Source organism: Brevundimonas sp. (assembly GCF_036732845.1).
In the GTDB taxonomy this organism is placed as follows: domain Bacteria; phylum Pseudomonadota; class Alphaproteobacteria; order Caulobacterales; family Caulobacteraceae; genus Brevundimonas.
Map to the genome: position 1 here is coordinate 1 of NZ_DAINBO010000044.1, position 14727 is coordinate 14727.

General features: G+C 67.0%; 15 protein-coding genes and 1 pseudogene. 6 read left to right on the forward strand and 10 right to left on the reverse strand.

Features of this window, described 5'->3' with window-relative positions:
• Positions 1 to 464: pseudogene (locus tag V7D63_RS11645) on the forward strand (excinuclease ABC subunit UvrA); the annotation flags it as partial.
• Between the two features lie 6 nt (positions 465 to 470).
• Here V7D63_RS11645 and V7D63_RS11650 read toward each other — a convergent pair.
• The 3 genes from V7D63_RS11650 to V7D63_RS11660 form a co-directional block, all read right to left on the reverse strand.
• Positions 471 to 1409 (reverse strand): CPBP family intramembrane glutamic endopeptidase, encoded by a 939-nt coding sequence (locus V7D63_RS11650; RefSeq protein WP_333592447.1) that lies wholly within the window; start codon positions 1407 to 1409, stop codon positions 471 to 473.
• Between the two features lie 317 nt (positions 1410 to 1726).
• On the reverse strand, positions 1727 to 2623 hold the full coding sequence (locus V7D63_RS11655) for a hypothetical protein (protein ID WP_333592448.1): 897 nt from the start codon (positions 2621 to 2623) through the stop codon (positions 1727 to 1729).
• 10 nt (positions 2624 to 2633) lie between these two features.
• The gene (locus tag V7D63_RS11660) at positions 2634 to 3491 is read right to left on the reverse strand and encodes a hypothetical protein (protein ID WP_333592449.1); all 858 of its coding nucleotides are present in this window, start codon (positions 3489 to 3491) and stop codon (positions 2634 to 2636) included.
• A gap of 217 nt (positions 3492 to 3708) precedes the next feature.
• Here V7D63_RS11660 and trmFO point away from each other — a divergent pair, with 217 nt between their 5' ends.
• Positions 3709 to 5103, forward strand: coding sequence for a methylenetetrahydrofolate--tRNA-(uracil(54)-C(5))-methyltransferase (FADH(2)-oxidizing) TrmFO (trmFO, locus tag V7D63_RS11665; RefSeq protein WP_333592450.1), 1395 nt, complete (start codon positions 3709 to 3711; stop codon positions 5101 to 5103).
• 249 nt (positions 5104 to 5352) lie between these two features.
• Here the strand turns inward: trmFO and V7D63_RS11670 are convergent, their stop codons facing one another.
• From V7D63_RS11670 to V7D63_RS11680, 3 genes are read right to left on the reverse strand one after another with little or no spacing between them, the layout of a single operon-like run.
• Positions 5353 to 5910: a molybdopterin-binding oxidoreductase gene (locus V7D63_RS11670; RefSeq protein WP_333592451.1), complete on the reverse strand. Its 558-nt coding sequence runs from the start codon at positions 5908 to 5910 to the stop codon at positions 5353 to 5355.
• 25 nt (positions 5911 to 5935) lie between these two features.
• Positions 5936 to 6724, reverse strand: coding sequence for a TOBE domain-containing protein (locus V7D63_RS11675; RefSeq protein WP_333592452.1), 789 nt, complete (start codon positions 6722 to 6724; stop codon positions 5936 to 5938).
• Between the two features lie 2 nt (positions 6725 to 6726).
• The gene (locus V7D63_RS11680) at positions 6727 to 8778 is read right to left on the reverse strand and encodes a TonB-dependent receptor plug domain-containing protein (protein ID WP_333592453.1); all 2052 of its coding nucleotides are present in this window, start codon (positions 8776 to 8778) and stop codon (positions 6727 to 6729) included.
• A gap of 323 nt (positions 8779 to 9101) precedes the next feature.
• Here V7D63_RS11680 and V7D63_RS11685 point away from each other — a divergent pair, with 323 nt between their 5' ends.
• The 3 genes from V7D63_RS11685 (at position 9102) to V7D63_RS11695 (ending at position 10734) form a co-directional block, all read left to right on the forward strand.
• Positions 9102 to 9263 (forward strand): hypothetical protein, encoded by a 162-nt coding sequence (locus V7D63_RS11685; protein ID WP_333592454.1) that lies wholly within the window; start codon positions 9102 to 9104, stop codon positions 9261 to 9263.
• A 66-nt stretch (positions 9264 to 9329) separates the two neighbouring features.
• The gene (locus V7D63_RS11690) at positions 9330 to 9842 is read left to right on the forward strand and encodes a hypothetical protein (RefSeq protein WP_333592455.1); all 513 of its coding nucleotides are present in this window, start codon (positions 9330 to 9332) and stop codon (positions 9840 to 9842) included.
• Between the two features lie 7 nt (positions 9843 to 9849).
• Positions 9850 to 10734 carry an oxygenase MpaB family protein gene (locus V7D63_RS11695; protein WP_333592456.1) on the forward strand — a complete coding sequence of 295 codons (885 nt, stop codon included), beginning with the start codon at positions 9850 to 9852 and terminating at the stop codon, positions 10732 to 10734.
• On the opposite strand, the gene V7D63_RS11700 is transcribed toward V7D63_RS11695, so the two are convergent.
• Together V7D63_RS11700 and V7D63_RS11705 are read right to left on the reverse strand one after the other, a co-directional pair.
• Complete coding sequence (locus V7D63_RS11700) at positions 10735 to 11358, reverse strand: squalene/phytoene synthase family protein (RefSeq protein ID WP_333592457.1); 624 nt, start codon at positions 11356 to 11358, stop codon at positions 10735 to 10737. It lies immediately after the preceding gene.
• Between the two features lie 69 nt (positions 11359 to 11427).
• Positions 11428 to 12048 carry a hypothetical protein gene (locus tag V7D63_RS11705; protein ID WP_333592458.1) on the reverse strand — a complete coding sequence of 207 codons (621 nt, stop codon included), beginning with the start codon at positions 12046 to 12048 and terminating at the stop codon, positions 11428 to 11430.
• Between the two features lie 110 nt (positions 12049 to 12158).
• On the opposite strand from V7D63_RS11705, the gene V7D63_RS11710 reads away from it, so the two are divergent.
• Positions 12159 to 12575: a hypothetical protein gene (locus V7D63_RS11710; RefSeq protein ID WP_333592459.1), complete on the forward strand. Its 417-nt coding sequence runs from the start codon at positions 12159 to 12161 to the stop codon at positions 12573 to 12575.
• On the opposite strand, the gene secF is transcribed toward V7D63_RS11710, so the two are convergent.
• Together secF and secD are read right to left on the reverse strand one after the other, a co-directional pair.
• Positions 12576 to 13559: a protein translocase subunit SecF gene (gene secF, locus V7D63_RS11715; protein ID WP_333592460.1), complete on the reverse strand. Its 984-nt coding sequence runs from the start codon at positions 13557 to 13559 to the stop codon at positions 12576 to 12578. It lies immediately after the preceding gene.
• A 5-nt stretch (positions 13560 to 13564) separates the two neighbouring features.
• Positions 13565 to 14727: protein translocase subunit SecD (secD, locus tag V7D63_RS11720; protein WP_333592461.1), on the reverse strand; the 1163-nt coding region annotated here is incomplete at its 5' end.

Genomic DNA, 14727 nt, shown 5'->3' on the forward strand with positions numbered 1-14727 from the left:
CGATCCGCGACAAGATGCTGACGCTGGAGCGGGTGGGTCTGGGCTACGTCAAGGTGGGCCAGCCGGCCACGACGCTGTCGGGCGGCGAGGCCCAGCGGGTGAAGCTGTCGAAGGAGCTGTCGAAACGGGCCACGGGCAAGACCCTGTACATCCTGGACGAGCCGACCACCGGCCTGCATTTCGAGGACACCAGGAAGCTCTTGGAGGTTCTTCAGGAACTGGTTGAAAACGGGAATACGATCGTCGTGATCGAGCACAATCTCGACGTCATCAAGGTGGCCGACTGGCTGCTGGACTTCGGCCCTGAAGGCGGCGACGGCGGCGGCGAGATCGTGGCCAAGGGCACGCCCGAACAGGTCGCGGCCGATCCGCGAAGCTGGACCGGCCGTTACCTCAAGGAAATGCTGGATCGCCATGAGACCCGCCGCAAAGAGCGGGTCAAGGCGCTGAAAAAGCGGGCCTGACGGGGTTCAGGCCGCGGCCGAAGCCGCTTCCACGCCGTGGTCCCGTGTGCGACCGCGCAAGATCAGCACGATCGTGCCGGTCAACAGCACCGCCGTGGTGACGATGCTGGCTTCCGGGCCGAACGCTCCGCCAGTCAGCCACCAGGCCGCCCCCGGGGCGCTGATCAGATCCGTGACCAGCGGGGTGCTCGAGATCACCTGCCCCGACACTTCAAGGCCGAAACCCAGCCCCAGCAGCCAGTTCCAGGCCGCATGCCATCCGCACACGCCCCACAGCGACCCCTCGCGCACGGCGTACAGGCTGGTGAACAGGCCGAACAGGACGATGTTGGCCAGGCCGACATACAGTTCGTTAGACGGCTCGATGTTTCCCGCATGGGCCAGGGCGAACAGGGCTGAGTTGGCCGCCACGGCGATCCAGATCCCGTGGCGAGAGGCGATCAGTTGCATCAGCCAACCCCGGAACAACAGCTCTTCCGACGATCCCTGGATGATGAAGCCCAGCATCAGCGCGCCGATGGGCAGCAAGGCCGGACCGACAGCGGTCGAGCCGAACACCCCGGCGCCTTCGACCACATAGCCTCCCGCGGTCGAGATCACGCCGACCACAGTCGCAAGAAAGGCCAAGCCGATCAGATAGCCGCGCACGAACCGCAGCGGCCCCTTCGCATTCAGGCCCAGCGTCGCTGGGCCGCGCCGCTCGAACAGCCAGGCCCAGAGCAGGACCAGAATCGAGCAAAGACCGAAGCTCGCGCCCAGTTTATAGGTTAGTTGCGGCCAGCCGTCCGCCCCGCCGCCGGGCGTAACGAAACCGGCGGCGACAGCCGGAAGATAGGCGCCTATCTCGCCGCCGATCATGAAAACCAGGCTCAGCACGACCGCCGCGATCGTCCAGGTCCGCCGATGCTTCAGCTTGCGCTGGGCGTAAAGTTCAATACCGGCCACGTGGCCCCCTCACTGTTCAATATCTACGGGCAGGCGCCCGTAAAAACATGAGGCCGCGACAGCGAAAAATGGATGCACATGAAGCGAGAATAGGTTCGTGGCGGATCAAGGGCGGGGTTCGAAGCCCCGCCCCGCTCGCCGCTTCGGCTCCTCGGACGCGCCACCCTTGATGTCGCGATAGGCCGTCGCGAACGGCGCATACACGGTCCCGACCACCAAGGCGTAGGCGGTGGCCAGGCCCAGAAGGGTCCAGAACCGGCCCATGGTCACCCGGAACGAATCTGAAGGCGGCGAAGACGCGCGCCTGACCGGATCGGTCAGGCCGTCTCTTCCGCCTTGCCGGTCAGCGCGCGGTAGGCGGCCGAGAAGGGCGCATAGACCACCGCCAATTGCAGGGCCGAGATCAGGGCGTTGATCACGCCCCAGCCCAACAGCGCTGGCCAGGCCGCGCGCACGATTTCATCCAGCCGCGCCTCCTCCATGCCGGACAGCACGTCCAGACCGCCCGTCATCAGGGTGACGGCCTGGGCGATGATGCCGCCCAACAGGCCGACCAGCAGGCTCATCACCGCCGCCAGGACGGCCATGCCCAGAATCGACCAGAACCGGCCTTTCGTCAGGGCGAAGGAGTCCAGGAAGGCGAAGCGCCGCTCGGCCACCACGATCGGCACGGCCAGGCTGAAGCGAACCATCAGCCAGATGGTCAGGGCGACCAGGGCGATGCCGCCGAGGATCACGGCCAGCCACAGGCCTGAGGTTCCGCTGGCGTTGGCGAAACCGGCGGCGAAGCCCAGCACGGTCCCGCCCAGAGCCATGACGACGCCGAAGGCGATGGCCAGCACCAAGGTGACGACCAAAACCCGCACCTCGTCCATGCCCAGCCGCATATAGCCGAACGCCGATTGCGCCGGGCGCAACACGGCGCGGGCGACGGCCGCGTTGATCACCGCGCCGAACACCAAGCTCAGCGGCATGACCCAGGAGAAGAGGCTGAAATAGGTCTGGCCCAGCGAACTGAAATCACTGAACTGCGGATCGCTCAGCCCCTCCAGGCGCTCCATCTCGCTGACCATATGGATGATCGGCCCGCTCGCCAGGGCCAGGATCCCCGCGAAGAAGACGATATAGGCCAGCGCCCACCACAAGACGGTCATCGGGCTGCGCCGCGTCATGCGGAAGCCCTCGAATGCCGCGTCGCTCGCGGAAAAGCTCATCAGTTCCTCCTCACAGTTCGTTCGTGGCCGACGCGGCCGGCTCAGGGATTTCAGCGGACGGCGTCAACTGGCGCACGGCCGAGGCGTAGGGCGCCATGCTGACGACGCCCAACAGGCCGTACACCCAACTCAACGGCAGGATCAGCACGCCCAGCCACGCCAGGCGCGGGTTCGACGACACAAAGTCGATCATTTCGGCCGGGCTTTGCGGCAAGGCCGCGCCGAGGCCCAAGGCTGTCCACAGGCCGAATCCGACAGCGGCCAGGACGGCGTAGGCCATCAAGGCGATCACGATCGACAGCAGCCAGATCACCAGGGTCATCAGGATCAGCCGTCCCGTCTGCCCGGCTCCCAGCCGCCAGCCGGCGCCGAATTCGAAATCCCCCATCGCGACGAAGGCGGGCGGGATCAGGCAGACGCGGGCATAGACGACCAGCAGGGCGATCAGGCTGACGAAGATCAGGGCGAACACGGCCCAGACCCGGCCCGCCTCGGAAAGCATCGGCCAGAAGGCCAGTCCCACGCCGACCGCGATCAGGATCAAGGCGGCCATGACGACCATGACGCCCACGAACAGGGCGATATAGCCGACCACGACCCGCAATTCGTCCATTCCCAGACCCAGGCCGAACGGACGTCCCCGTCCACGCGCCGGGTCCAGCACCAGCCGATAGACGGCCGCGCCGAGCATGCCCCCGACCAGCAGTTGCAGGGCGTTGCTGAGCAGGCTCGCCACATTGCTGCGGACGATATAGTCGTTGAAGGCCGCGCTGTCGGACGGCCCGCTGTCGGCCGCCAGTTCGGCCCAGGGCAGGTCCATCAAGGCCGGTCCCACGATCAGCAGGGGAATCAAGGCGGGGATCAGCATAAGCAGCCCCCATGCGAACACCGACAGCGGTCTCCGTCCCGCCAGGCGGAACCCGTCCCCCAGCGCCTCGCCTATCGAAAATCCACGCCTGGCCATGCCAACCCCCCACTGCACCAAGGCAAGCCCCCTTGCCTTACGAACCGCACCATAGCCCGCGGCGGGCCGTCATCGCCAGACGATTGCTGACGAAGCCGTCCGGCGTGTCTAGAAAGCCGCGATGACGACCTCCCCTTCCCCCTCTCCTGTACACGTGATCGGCGGCGGCCTGGCCGGTTCCGAGGCCGCCTGGCAGATCGCCTCGGCCGGCGTGCCGGTCATCCTGCATGAAATGCGCGGCGTCCCCGGCGTGAAGACCGACGCCCACCACACCGACGGCCTGGCCGAGCTGGTCTGCTCCAACTCGTTCCGCTCGGACGACTGGGAATACAACGCCGTCGGCCTGTTGCACGCCGAGATGCGGGCGCTGGATTCGATCATCATGGCCTGCGGCGACGCCCATCAGGTGCCCGCCGGCGGCGCCCTGGCCGTCGATCGCGAAGGCTTTTCCCAGGCCGTGACCGCCCGGCTTCAGGCCCATCCGCTGGTCACCGTGGTGCGCGAGGAGATCGCCGGACTGCCGCCCCAGGACTGGTCCAACGTCATCGTCGCCACCGGTCCCCTGACCTCGCCCGCCCTGGCCGACGCCATATTGAAGACCACGGGCGAGGAGAGCCTCAGCTTCTTCGACGCCATCGCCCCCATCGTTCACGCCGACAGCATCGACTTCGACATCGCCTGGCGTCAGTCGCGCTATGACAAGGAAGGCCCGGGAGGCGATGCGGCGGCCTATGTCAACTGCCCGATGGACAAGGCCCAGTACGAGGCCTTCATCGACGCCCTGCTGGACGGCCCCAAGGCCGAGTTCAAGGACTGGGAGAACGTCCCCTATTTCGACGGCTGCCTGCCCATCGAGGTGATGGCCGAACGCGGCCGCGAGACGCTGCGCCACGGCCCGATGAAACCCGTCGGCCTGACCAATCCGCGCGATCCGACGGTCAAGCCGTGGGCCATCGTGCAACTGCGCCAGGACAACGCCTTGGGAACGCTGTTCAACATGGTCGGCTTCCAGACCAAGCTGAAGCACGGCGCTCAGACCGACGTCTTTCGCATGATCCCCGGCCTGCACGAGGCCCAGTTCGCGCGCCTGGGCGGCCTACACCGCAACACCTTCCTGAACAGCCCCAGGCTGCTGGACCGGCAACTGCGCCTGAAGGCCATGCCGCGTCTTCGTTTCGCCGGTCAGGTGACGGGGGTGGAAGGCTATGTCGAAAGCGCCGCCATGGGCCTGCTGACCGGCCGCCTGGCCGCCGCCCAGGCGCTGGGACGCGATCTGTCGCCGCCGCCGCCTGAAACCGCCATCGGCGCCCTGGTCGAACACATCACCGGCGGCCATCTGGAAGGCTCCAAATTCCAGCCGATGAACATCAACTACGGCCTGCTGCCGCCGCTGGAGGCGCCGCGCGTCGACGCCGACGGCAAGCGCATCCCCCCCAAGGAACGCGGCCGGGCCAAGAAGCGGTTGATGAGCGTGCGCGCGCTGGAGGCCCTGAAAACCTGGCGCGACGCGTCCTAGAGGAAGGCTGAACTCACCCTGGGTGTCCGCGGGTCTTCCCCCACCGCCTCCCCGGCGAATGCCGGGGTCCAGACCCAGACTCAGTCTCAGGGGTCAGGGCCTGTGTCTATTGTCGGCGAGCGACGGAGACTTTCCATCTAGCCCCCGGCATTCGCCGAGGAAACGGAGAGAATCTCCGACACTTATCGGGACCCGGCCTAGAGGAAGCGAGGGCGGCGAACCTCCCCCGCCCCGCCGTCGTCGGCGCGATCACCGGCCCAGAGGCATGACCTGGATCGACACGACCATGCGCGGCGAACGGGCCGCGCGGGCGTCGCCCTCAGCCACGATCATGAACGGCCCGTCCTCGGCCGACAGGGGCGCGCCGTCGTCCGTGTCGGCCACGATGATCCGATCGGCGCGGGTCGCCGGATCGGTCTCCCCCAGGCCCAGGACCACCTGATAGCCGTCGGCCGCCGTCACCAGCAGGGCGGTGGCCTGCTGATCCTTGCGCAAAGGGCTGGCCGGCACGCCCGCACGTTTCAGCACGTCCAGCAGCAAGGGTCCCTCGAACACGCTGGTGTCCTCATGACGGCTGAAGCTGACCTTTTCGCGCGGCAGGGCCGCTACGGCCGCACGGTCCAGCACGACCCGGGCGCCGTCGGCGCCGATCAGGGTCAGGGTCTGAACGGTGTTGCGCGTCACCGACGCCGTCTTCGCGGCGGGGGCCGCCGTCGCATCGGAACGGGCGGCGTCGCCCGCCTGGGGCGAACAGGCGGTGATCGTCGCCATCAGGATGGCGGCGGCCATGGGGGTGCGTGAACGCATGGGGAAAACCTCGTTGATGGGGGGTCTATTCGACGGCCAGGATGACGTGCGGCGCCTTGACCAGCACGGTGACCGGCCCGCCGGGTTCGAGCGCCAGCGTGCGCGCGCTCTCCAGGGTGATGGTGGCGATCAGCGTCTTGCCCCCGCCGATGTCGACGGCGATCTCGCTGTTGACCGCGCCGTCCTGTCGGTCGGCGACCACGCCCTGGATCTGATTGCGGGCCGAGGTCCGCAGGTCGGCGGCGACGGCCAGGATGACGTCGCTGGACTGGATCAGGGCGATGGCGGGACCACCCACCTCCAGCCCCAGGGTCTCGACGCTGGCGCTTGTCAGTATGGCGACGATCTCGACGCCCTCGCCCAGGGCCAGGGCGACCTCGGTGTTCACCGCGCCGGGGGTCACGGCGGCGATGCGGCCCCTAAGGGCGTTGCGTGCGCTGGTTTTCATTCCAAGGCTCCAAAACAGATCGCGGGCGGGATCGCCGGCGAGGGTTGCGTCCAATTTGGCGAAGGCGGCCTCCAGCTCGGTCTGGACCCGTCGGAAGGCCAGGGCGGCGGCGCGGCCCTCGGCCGTGACCTGCGCCGCTCCACCGGCCTTGCCGCCCGGCGCGGCGATGATCAGGGGCCTGTCGAACAGGTTGTTCATCGCCTGGATGGCGTCCCAGGCCGTCCGATAGCTGAGACCCAGCCGCCGGGCGGCCGCACTGATCGAACCCAGCGCGATCACCGCCTCGATCAGGGCGGCACGCTCCAGGCTGACGCGCGCGCCGCCGTTGCGGGTCAGGGTCAACAGGCCGTCCAGGTCCCCGCCCATGATCAGAACCTCACCCTCAGATCGGCGCGGAAGCTGCGCCCCGCCTCCGGGAAGCCGTCGGTGACGACATAGAGTTCGTCGAACAGGTTGCGCGCGCCGACGATCAGATCGACACGCGGCGTCACGACGACCTGGGCCGACATATGGGCCAGCACCGTGTCGTCCGTCTCATAATAGCCCTGGGGCGCGACGACGGCGTAGGTCCAGCGCCCCGACCAGGCCTCCAGACTGGGCGTCAGGGTGACGCGGTCGTTCACCCGCCAGTCCAGCCATGCGAACAGCTTGTGCTCCGGCGTGTCCGTCGTGCGGAAGGTCGGATCGGACGGGTTGTCGATGGTGCGTTTCAGCCAGGTGTAGTTCCCGCCCAACTCCACCTCGGGCGTCAGTTGCATCCGGCCCGTGGCCTCCAGCCCGTAGTAACGGCCCGAACCGGCGTTGCGCGTCTGGTTGACCACGCCGAACGGCGCTCCCAGGTTGACGGGAATCTGGATCAGGGCGTCGTCCAGGTCGCTGTAGAAGACCGCCCCCTCCAGCGTCAGATCGACACGCGGCGCGAACCGCCCGCCGATCTCATAGTTGACGGCGCGTTCGGCGCTGACGCCGGGATTGGGAATGGCCGTGCCGAAGCGCGAGCTGAACCGTTCAAACAGGGTCGGAAAGCGCGCGCGCGACGAAACGCTGGCATAGACCTCGGTCATGGTGTTCGGGCGATAGACCAGCATCCCCTGATAGTTGACGGCGCTGTCGTCGGTCAGCGGATGATGGACGAAGCGGCCGTCGTTGAAGTCTTCCGCCCGTTTCAGGTCGCGCCAGTCGACCGAGACCCCGACGATCAGATCCAGGTTCTGACCAAAGGCGTGGGTGTTCTCCACGGCCAGGGAATAGGTGTTCTCTGCGGTGACCTGCGCCGGTTCGGTGAAGGGCGCGGGGGCGAAGGACTGTTGCCATTCGACGTGCTCGTCGCGTCTCCAGAACGCGGCTGCGCGCAGCGTGTCGTCAGCCGTCGCGCGCAGGCCCAGCTCCAGGTTCCCGCCCACGGCCTCGTCTTCGTAATAGGAGCGGAAGGCGCGTCTTTGCGTCTGGCTGGTCTGGCTGGCGTCGTCATAGGCGAACAGGGCGTTGTCGAAGGTGTTGCGATACAGCCGCGTCTTCAGCCAGGCGTCCTGACCCAGGCCGGTGCGCGACAGAAACGCCAGGCTGTCCAGGTTCCAATAGGGCCAGCTCCAGTAGCGCCTGTTGGCCACGTCGCCGACATGGGTCGGCGCGTTCTTGGAGCCTTCCTGACGGGTATAGGTCAGGGAGTATTCGTCATCGGCGTTCGGGGTGAAGCCGGCCTTCACATTGAAGCGCCAATCCTCGGTCGCCGTCCGGTCCCGCTCGCCTCCGTCCTCCAGCGCCGTCGGTTTGAAGTCGCCCGGCAGGGACCAGTGGTCGCGATCGTTCCAGGCGCCGCTGATCTGGGCGTAGAAGCGGTCGCTGGTCCCGCCCAGTCGCCCGGACAGGCTGCGGCTTTCAGCGCCCAGGTCAGAGTCGAAGCCGACACCGGCGCGCAGTTCGCCCTCGAACGGCGCGGTCGGACGCCGCGTCACCAGATTGATCGCCCCGCCCATGCCGCCGGGACCGTCCAGCACCGAGACATAGCCCTTGGACACCTGAACCTGCGACAGGTCCGCCGTCAGGAAACGGGCGAAGTCGATCCGGTTGTCGGCCGGCAGGAAGACGCGGATGCCGTCGATCGACAGGGTGGTCTGGAACCGGTCGAACCCGCGAATGAACACCAGCCGCTCATTGCGCGACCCGCCCGTCGCCCCGCTGGCGGCGCCCGCCACCAGATCCAGGGCCTGATCGACGCTGACCCGGTCGAATCGGCGCAAATCCTCGCTCAGGATCGTTTCGCCCCCGACCATCTCGCCCTGGCGGTTGCGCGCGGTGACCGTCAGTTCGCCCAGTTCATAGGCGTCGTCCGGGCTTGGGGCCGCCGTCTGGGCCTGGGCGGCGCCGGCGCCCGCCATCGTCGCGACCGCGACCCCGGCCAGCCAACTGCGTTTCAACATCACTCTACTCCTCGTTATGCGCGCGGCCTGCATAACGAGGGGCCGGATGTAGAGCTTTGATCTGAAAAGCTCCCAGGCTTGATCTTTGATAGGCCTGTTTCTGTTCAGTCCCGCGCCGAGCTTGTCCCGCACGGCGATGCGGCCACGGTCTTCGGCCGCGACGGCTTGGACTTTCGCGTCTCGGCGTGTCTCAACGCTCGGCTTGGCCCACGTCACACGTCGGCGTTGGAAGGGCCAGCGGCGATGCAGGCCGTGGGACAGGGCGTGCGGGACTTGCCCTTCTTCCAGAAGCCCCTATCCTTTTCACAAGCTAGGAGCCTCCGTTGACCAACGCCAAGACCCAAGCCGAGTTGGCCAAATCCTCAAAGGGCGCCTTGGCGACCTTCGTCAGGCAAAGCACCACCAGCAAAGATGCGGCCAAGGCCGCCCTGGTCAAACTGGGAACGCACACCAGAACCGGCGCGATAGCCGACCCTTACAAATAAGGCTCGATCGCCTTGCACAGACTCTCATCGAGTTTTGTGCTGGGTTTTCACGGCTGCCGTGAAGAGGTGGCCGTCGGCCTGATCTCGGGGGCCGCATTCCAAGCCAGCCAGAATGATTACGACTGGCTCGGTTCCGGCGTCTACTTCTGGCTCAGCGATCCCGAACGCGCCTTGTCGTTCGTCGAAGAGAAATTCGCGCGCGAAAGGACCGGAGACACGCCCGCCGTCGTCGGCGCGGTCATCGACCTCGGCCTTTGCCTGGATCTGAGCACGGCGGCCGGTGTGAATCAGGCGCGCCAAGCCTATGACGGCCTCCGCGATATCGTGCAGCTTGCTGGCAAGGAGATGCCGGTCAACGCCGGAGGCGCCGACTTGTTGAAACGCCACCTGGACTGCGCCGTGATCAACTTCCTTCATGAGGCTCGAAAACAAACCCGCGTGCCGCCCATCGATACGGTGAAGGGCGTATTCCTGGAGGGAAGTCCCGCCTATCCCAACGCCGGAATCATGACCAAGACCCACGTCCAGATCGCGGTTCGTAACGCCGACTGCATCAAGGGCGTGTTTCGGCCGCGATAGCTCCACCATGCATCCGCTTCCGTTGAAACGCCTGATCCGCGCCCGCATCAACCAGTTGTTCAACGACTATGAGCGTGGCGAGCGTCCCGCCCTGCGTCGCGCCGACGCCCTGTTTCCGACCACGTCGGTCGCCTGGCGCGTCAACGGCGACATCGTCACCATGATGATCGGCGGGGTGTCGGGCCTGTTGTTGCAGATGCTGCACCCAGCGGTGCTGGCAGGCGTCTGGGATCACTCCGACTTCCGCGCCGACATGCACGGCCGCCTGCGCCGCACGGCCAAATTCATCGCCGTGACCACCTATGACCACGCCGCGCGGGGTCAGGCCGCCATCGACCGCGTGCGGTCCATTCATGACAAGCTGGGCGGCGCCCTGCCCGACGGAACGCCCTACCGCGTCAGCGACCCGACCTTGCTGGCCTGGGTGCATGTGACCGAGACCCTCAGCTTCCTGAACGCCTGGATTCGCTACGCCGAGCCGTCGATGTCGTCGGCGGATCAGGACGCCTACATCGCCGAAATGGCCCGCATCGGCCGGGCGCTGGGCGCCGATCCCGTACCGACCGACTGCGCCGGGGCCGAGGCCCTGATCCAGGCGATGCGCCCGGCGCTGAAGGCCGACACCCGCACGCGTGAGGTCGCCGCCCTGGTTCTGCGTCAGAGGATCGGCGGCGCGGCCGAGAATTTCGTCGGCGGCCTGATCATGGCGGCGGGCGCCGACCTGTTGCCCGACTGGGCGCGCCAGATGCACGGCCTGCCCGCCGCGTCCGCCCCGACCCGCGCCGCCGTCCGCACGACCCAGCGGCTGATGGACTGGGTCTATGCCGGCTCGCCCAACCGCAAGGTCTGGTCGGACGATGTGGCGCAATGGCCCGACGGCGCGCCGCGCTGATCAGATACGCCCGGTCGCCGTCGCCCAGACCAGTCTCAGCCGCTTGACCGGCTCGGGCGCGTCCGTGCGGATCAGGGCGGCGGGCGCCGCGGCCGGAAAGGCCGCCGCTGGAAGCCCTCTCAGGGCGCGGTTCGCCTCGGCCCTCAGGGCGCGCGCCTCGTCGATCCGCCCGGTCTGCGACAGGCCGCGCACCCGCGCCGCCGCCTCGACCGCCGCCTCATGCCCCGGTCCCGCCAGCACGCGCACCGCCTGCCGCATCGACCCGACATAGAAGGCGTCCAGATCGTGCGGCTCGCCGTGCACGCGGCCGACATGGGCCTCGATCAGGGCGTCCAGCGGCGCGCGCTCCAGCCCACGTCGTTGCACCACGCCCGCCAAGGCCTCCAGCACCGGATGACCCTTCCTCGGCTCCCCCGCGAACACCCCGTCCATCTGATCGGCCCACCAGCGATAGCGCATCTCGGCCAGCATCGGCTGGGTCACGCGCGTCGGTATGGCCGTCAGCTCCGCCTCGAACGCATACAGCGCGATCAGATCGGCGCGCGCCGCCTCGTCGGCGACGAAGCGGCTGGCCAGCCAGCGGTCGATGTCGGCGGCGCGGACCTGCGCGTCCAGATCGGTCATGCGGTTTCCATAAAGCGAAGGGCCGGAGAGGTCGCCCTCCCCGGCCCCGAAATCACGGCGTCGCCGTCGTCAGTTGAACAGCGTCTGATACATGGCCATGGCCGTCAGCATCGGCAGGCTGAGCAGCATGTTGGTGCGGCTGGCCAGCATGGCGATCCGGGCCGCCTTGGCCTTGGTCTCGTCATCGGCGGGCACGATGCCCAGGGCGCGTTTCTGGTTCGGCCAGATGATGCCCCAGACGTTCAGGAACATGATGATCGCCAGCCAGATCCCGATGCCCATCAGGGTGTACTGCTGGTCACCTTCGACCATGCCCCCGGCCAGGCCGAAGCTCAGCACCTCATGCAGATAGACATGGCCGCGCAGGAAGGCGACGGTCAGCCCGGCCAACACCGTCACCAGCGCCGACCAGCGGAACCAGAACAGGGCCTCGGGCGCGATATGCTTGCCGACCGCCGGTTTCAGCTCGGCCGGGATGTTCGGCATCACCCGGATCTGGACGAAGTTGAAATAATACAGCAGGCCGATCCACAGGATGCCCGCCACGACGTGGACCCAGCGGAAGACCGCCTGCCAGAAGCCGTTGTCGAAACCGCCCGGCGCGATGCGGCCGAAGGCGTAGATCATCACGCCCGCCAGGATCAGGCTGAGCACGAAGGTGTTGCGGAAATTCGAAAGCAGTTTGGCCATCGGTCGCCCTCCCCTGGCGATTGAGTCGAAACGGGACTTTAACGTTGTCTGCCCTGCATCAAAATCGTTTGCCACGAGTTCTCCATCCGCAGGCCAAGGAGACCGCCTAAATGAAACGACCCGTCGCCCTGACCTTCACGCTTCTCCTCACCGCCTGTGCCGGTGCGCCTGACCAGGGGGACGACCCCCTCTCGGAAATGTTCAGCGGCGTCAGCCCAGCCAGGGCCGAAGCGGTGGCCGCCCGTATCACGGACCTCCCGTTCGGCTCGGCCGAAAACCCGGTTCGCGCGCATATGCCGCCGGGCGAACGCACCTACATGGCTCGGCTGCGCTGCGCCGACGGCCATGCGCCTCAGTTCGAACGGAAGGGTAGCAGCGGCCCAGGACCCTACGGCATGATCCTGGACATCTACGAGGCGAGCTGCGTGAACTCGACCCCGGCCTCGGCGCGTATATACATCGATATGTACCATCCGGGGCACGTCGAAACGCGCGCGCCGGAAGGCTTCACCTTAGCGCCCGAGTGATCAGGGCCGGCTGGCCATGCCCAGCTTGATCGGTTTGGCTTCCTCGGTGATCTCGCCGCGCTTGACGCCCCACAGCAGGATGATCGGCGCGCCGACATAGATCGACGAATAGGTGCCGATCACGATGCCGAACATCAGGGCGATCGAGAAGCCGAACAGGGCCTCGCCGCCGTAGAAGGCCAGGGCCGCCAGCACCATGACCGCCGTCAGGCCGGTGATGATGGTGCGGCTCAGCGTTTCGTTGATCGACAGGTCGATCACCTCACGCAGAGGCATGGTCTTGTATTTGCGCAGGTTCTCACGAAGGCGGTCGAACACCACGACCGTGTCGTTCATCGAATAGCCGATGACCGTCAGGATGGCGGCCACCATGTTCAGGCTGAACTCCAGCTTCATCACCACGATCAGGCCGAACACCAGGATCACATCGTGCAGCAGCCCCGCCACGGCGCCGAAGCCGAACTGCGGCTCGAACCGGAACCAGATGTAGGCGAACATCAGCACGATGGCGGCGCCCAGGGCCAACAGGCCCGAGGTGAACAGCTCGCCCGAGACCTTGGAGCCGACCACGCTGACGCCGGAATAGGTCACGTCGCCGGCGGCTTTTGAAATCGCGCCTTCAACCTGCTGGACGACCTGGGTCTGGTCCTGGCCCTCGGGGACCTGGAAGCGAACGATGGCGGTGGAGCCGTCATCGATATTGTTGTCGCGCCGGGCGATGCCCTGCACCTGCACGTCGCCCAGGCCCAACTGGTTCACCGCGCCGCGCACGGCGTCCAGTTCGATCACCTGCCCCGCGGGCTTGGCGACCTCCAGCGACGCGCCGCCGCGGAAGTCGATGCCCATGTTCAGGCCGGGATAGAAACAGCCAACGATAGAGGCGACGCACAGGATCACCGACAAGACGCCGGCGATCTTGGCATAGCGGACGAAGCGGAAATTCGTCTTCTGCGGCAGCAGTTTGATGAGAGGCCATCCACGCATCGTCGTCACTCCGCCGCCGCCTTGGCGGTCTTGCCGGCCGCCGGGGCGGGTTCATCCGCGATCGGCAGGGTCTTGGGTTTGGCGATCTTCAGCCAGTAGGCCAGCAGCACCTGGGCCACCAGAACCGCCGAAAACACCGAGGTGAAGACGCCGATCGACAGGGTCCAGGCGAAGCCGCGCACCGGCCCGGCGCCGAAGACGAACATGATCGCGGCCGCCACCAGGGTGGTGACGTTGGCGTCCAGAATGGTGCCCCAGGCCTTGCTGAACCCGGCGTCCATGCTGGCGATGACGCTGCGGCCCGAGCGGGCCTCGTCGCGCATCCGCTCATAGATCAGCACGTTGGCGTCCACGGCCACGGCGAAGGTCAGGATCAGACCGGCGATGCCCGGCAGCGTCAGGGTCGCCTGGGTCAGCGACATGGCCGCCACGATCAGGATGCCGTTCAGGATCAGGCCGATCACCGAGATGCCGCCGAACAGCAGCCCGTACGACAACAGCATGAAGATGACGATGATGACGAAGCCGATGGCCGTCGACAGGCCGCCCGCCTTCACCGCGTCGGCGCCCAGTTCGGCCGAGACGGTTCGACGTTCCTCGACCTTCAACGGGGCCGGCAGAGCGCCGCCGTTCAGCAGGTTCACCATCTCCGAAGCCTCGGCGATGGTGTAATTGCCCTCGATGATGCCGGAACCGCCGGTGATGGCGCTCTTGATGTTCGGCGCCGAGATGACCTTGCCGTCCAGGATGATGGCGAAGGGTTTGCCGATGTTGGCGGCGGTCGCCTCGGCGAAGCGGCGCGCGCCCTGACCGTCAAAGCGGAAACCGATGGCCGGGCGGCCCGACTGGTCGGCGTCGACGCTGGCGCGGGTCAGGTTCTCGCCCGAGACCAGGATGCGTTTCTTGATCAGATAGGGCGTGCCGTCCTCGCCTTGCAACACCTCGGCGTCCGGCGGAACCAGGCCGGTCTGCATCCAGTTCTGGGTGTTCTCGACATCGACCATCTGGAAGGTCAGTTGCGCCGTCTGACCGATGACCCGCTCCAGTTGGGCCGGGTCGCTCTCGCCCGGCGCCTGGACCACGATGCGGTCGGCGCCCTGGCGGGTGATCGAAGGTTCGCGCGTGCCCAGGCTGTCGATCCGGCGGCGCACCACCTCGATCGACTGAT

Coding starts and splice junctions, on each gene's coding strand:
- V7D63_RS11655 (WP_333592448.1), bottom strand. CDS start 2,623: ATGAGCTTTTCCGCGAGCGACGCGGCATTCGAGGGCTTCCGCATGACG.
- V7D63_RS11660 (WP_333592449.1), bottom strand. CDS start 3,491: ATGCTGATCCCCGCCTTGATTCCCCTGCTGATCGTGGGACCGGCCTTG.
- trmFO (WP_333592450.1), top strand. CDS start 3,709: ATGACGACCTCCCCTTCCCCCTCTCCTGTACACGTGATCGGCGGCGGC.
- V7D63_RS11670 (WP_333592451.1), bottom strand. CDS start 5,910: ATGCGTTCACGCACCCCCATGGCCGCCGCCATCCTGATGGCGACGATC.
- V7D63_RS11675 (WP_333592452.1), bottom strand. CDS start 6,724: ATGGGCGGGGACCTGGACGGCCTGTTGACCCTGACCCGCAACGGCGGC.
- V7D63_RS11680 (WP_333592453.1), bottom strand. CDS start 8,778: ATGTTGAAACGCAGTTGGCTGGCCGGGGTCGCGGTCGCGACGATGGCG.
- V7D63_RS11695 (WP_333592456.1), top strand. CDS start 9,850: ATGCATCCGCTTCCGTTGAAACGCCTGATCCGCGCCCGCATCAACCAG.
- V7D63_RS11700 (WP_333592457.1), bottom strand. CDS start 11,358: ATGACCGATCTGGACGCGCAGGTCCGCGCCGCCGACATCGACCGCTGG.
- V7D63_RS11705 (WP_333592458.1), bottom strand. CDS start 12,048: ATGGCCAAACTGCTTTCGAATTTCCGCAACACCTTCGTGCTCAGCCTG.
- V7D63_RS11710 (WP_333592459.1), top strand. CDS start 12,159: ATGAAACGACCCGTCGCCCTGACCTTCACGCTTCTCCTCACCGCCTGT.
- secF (WP_333592460.1), bottom strand. CDS start 13,559: ATGCGTGGATGGCCTCTCATCAAACTGCTGCCGCAGAAGACGAATTTC.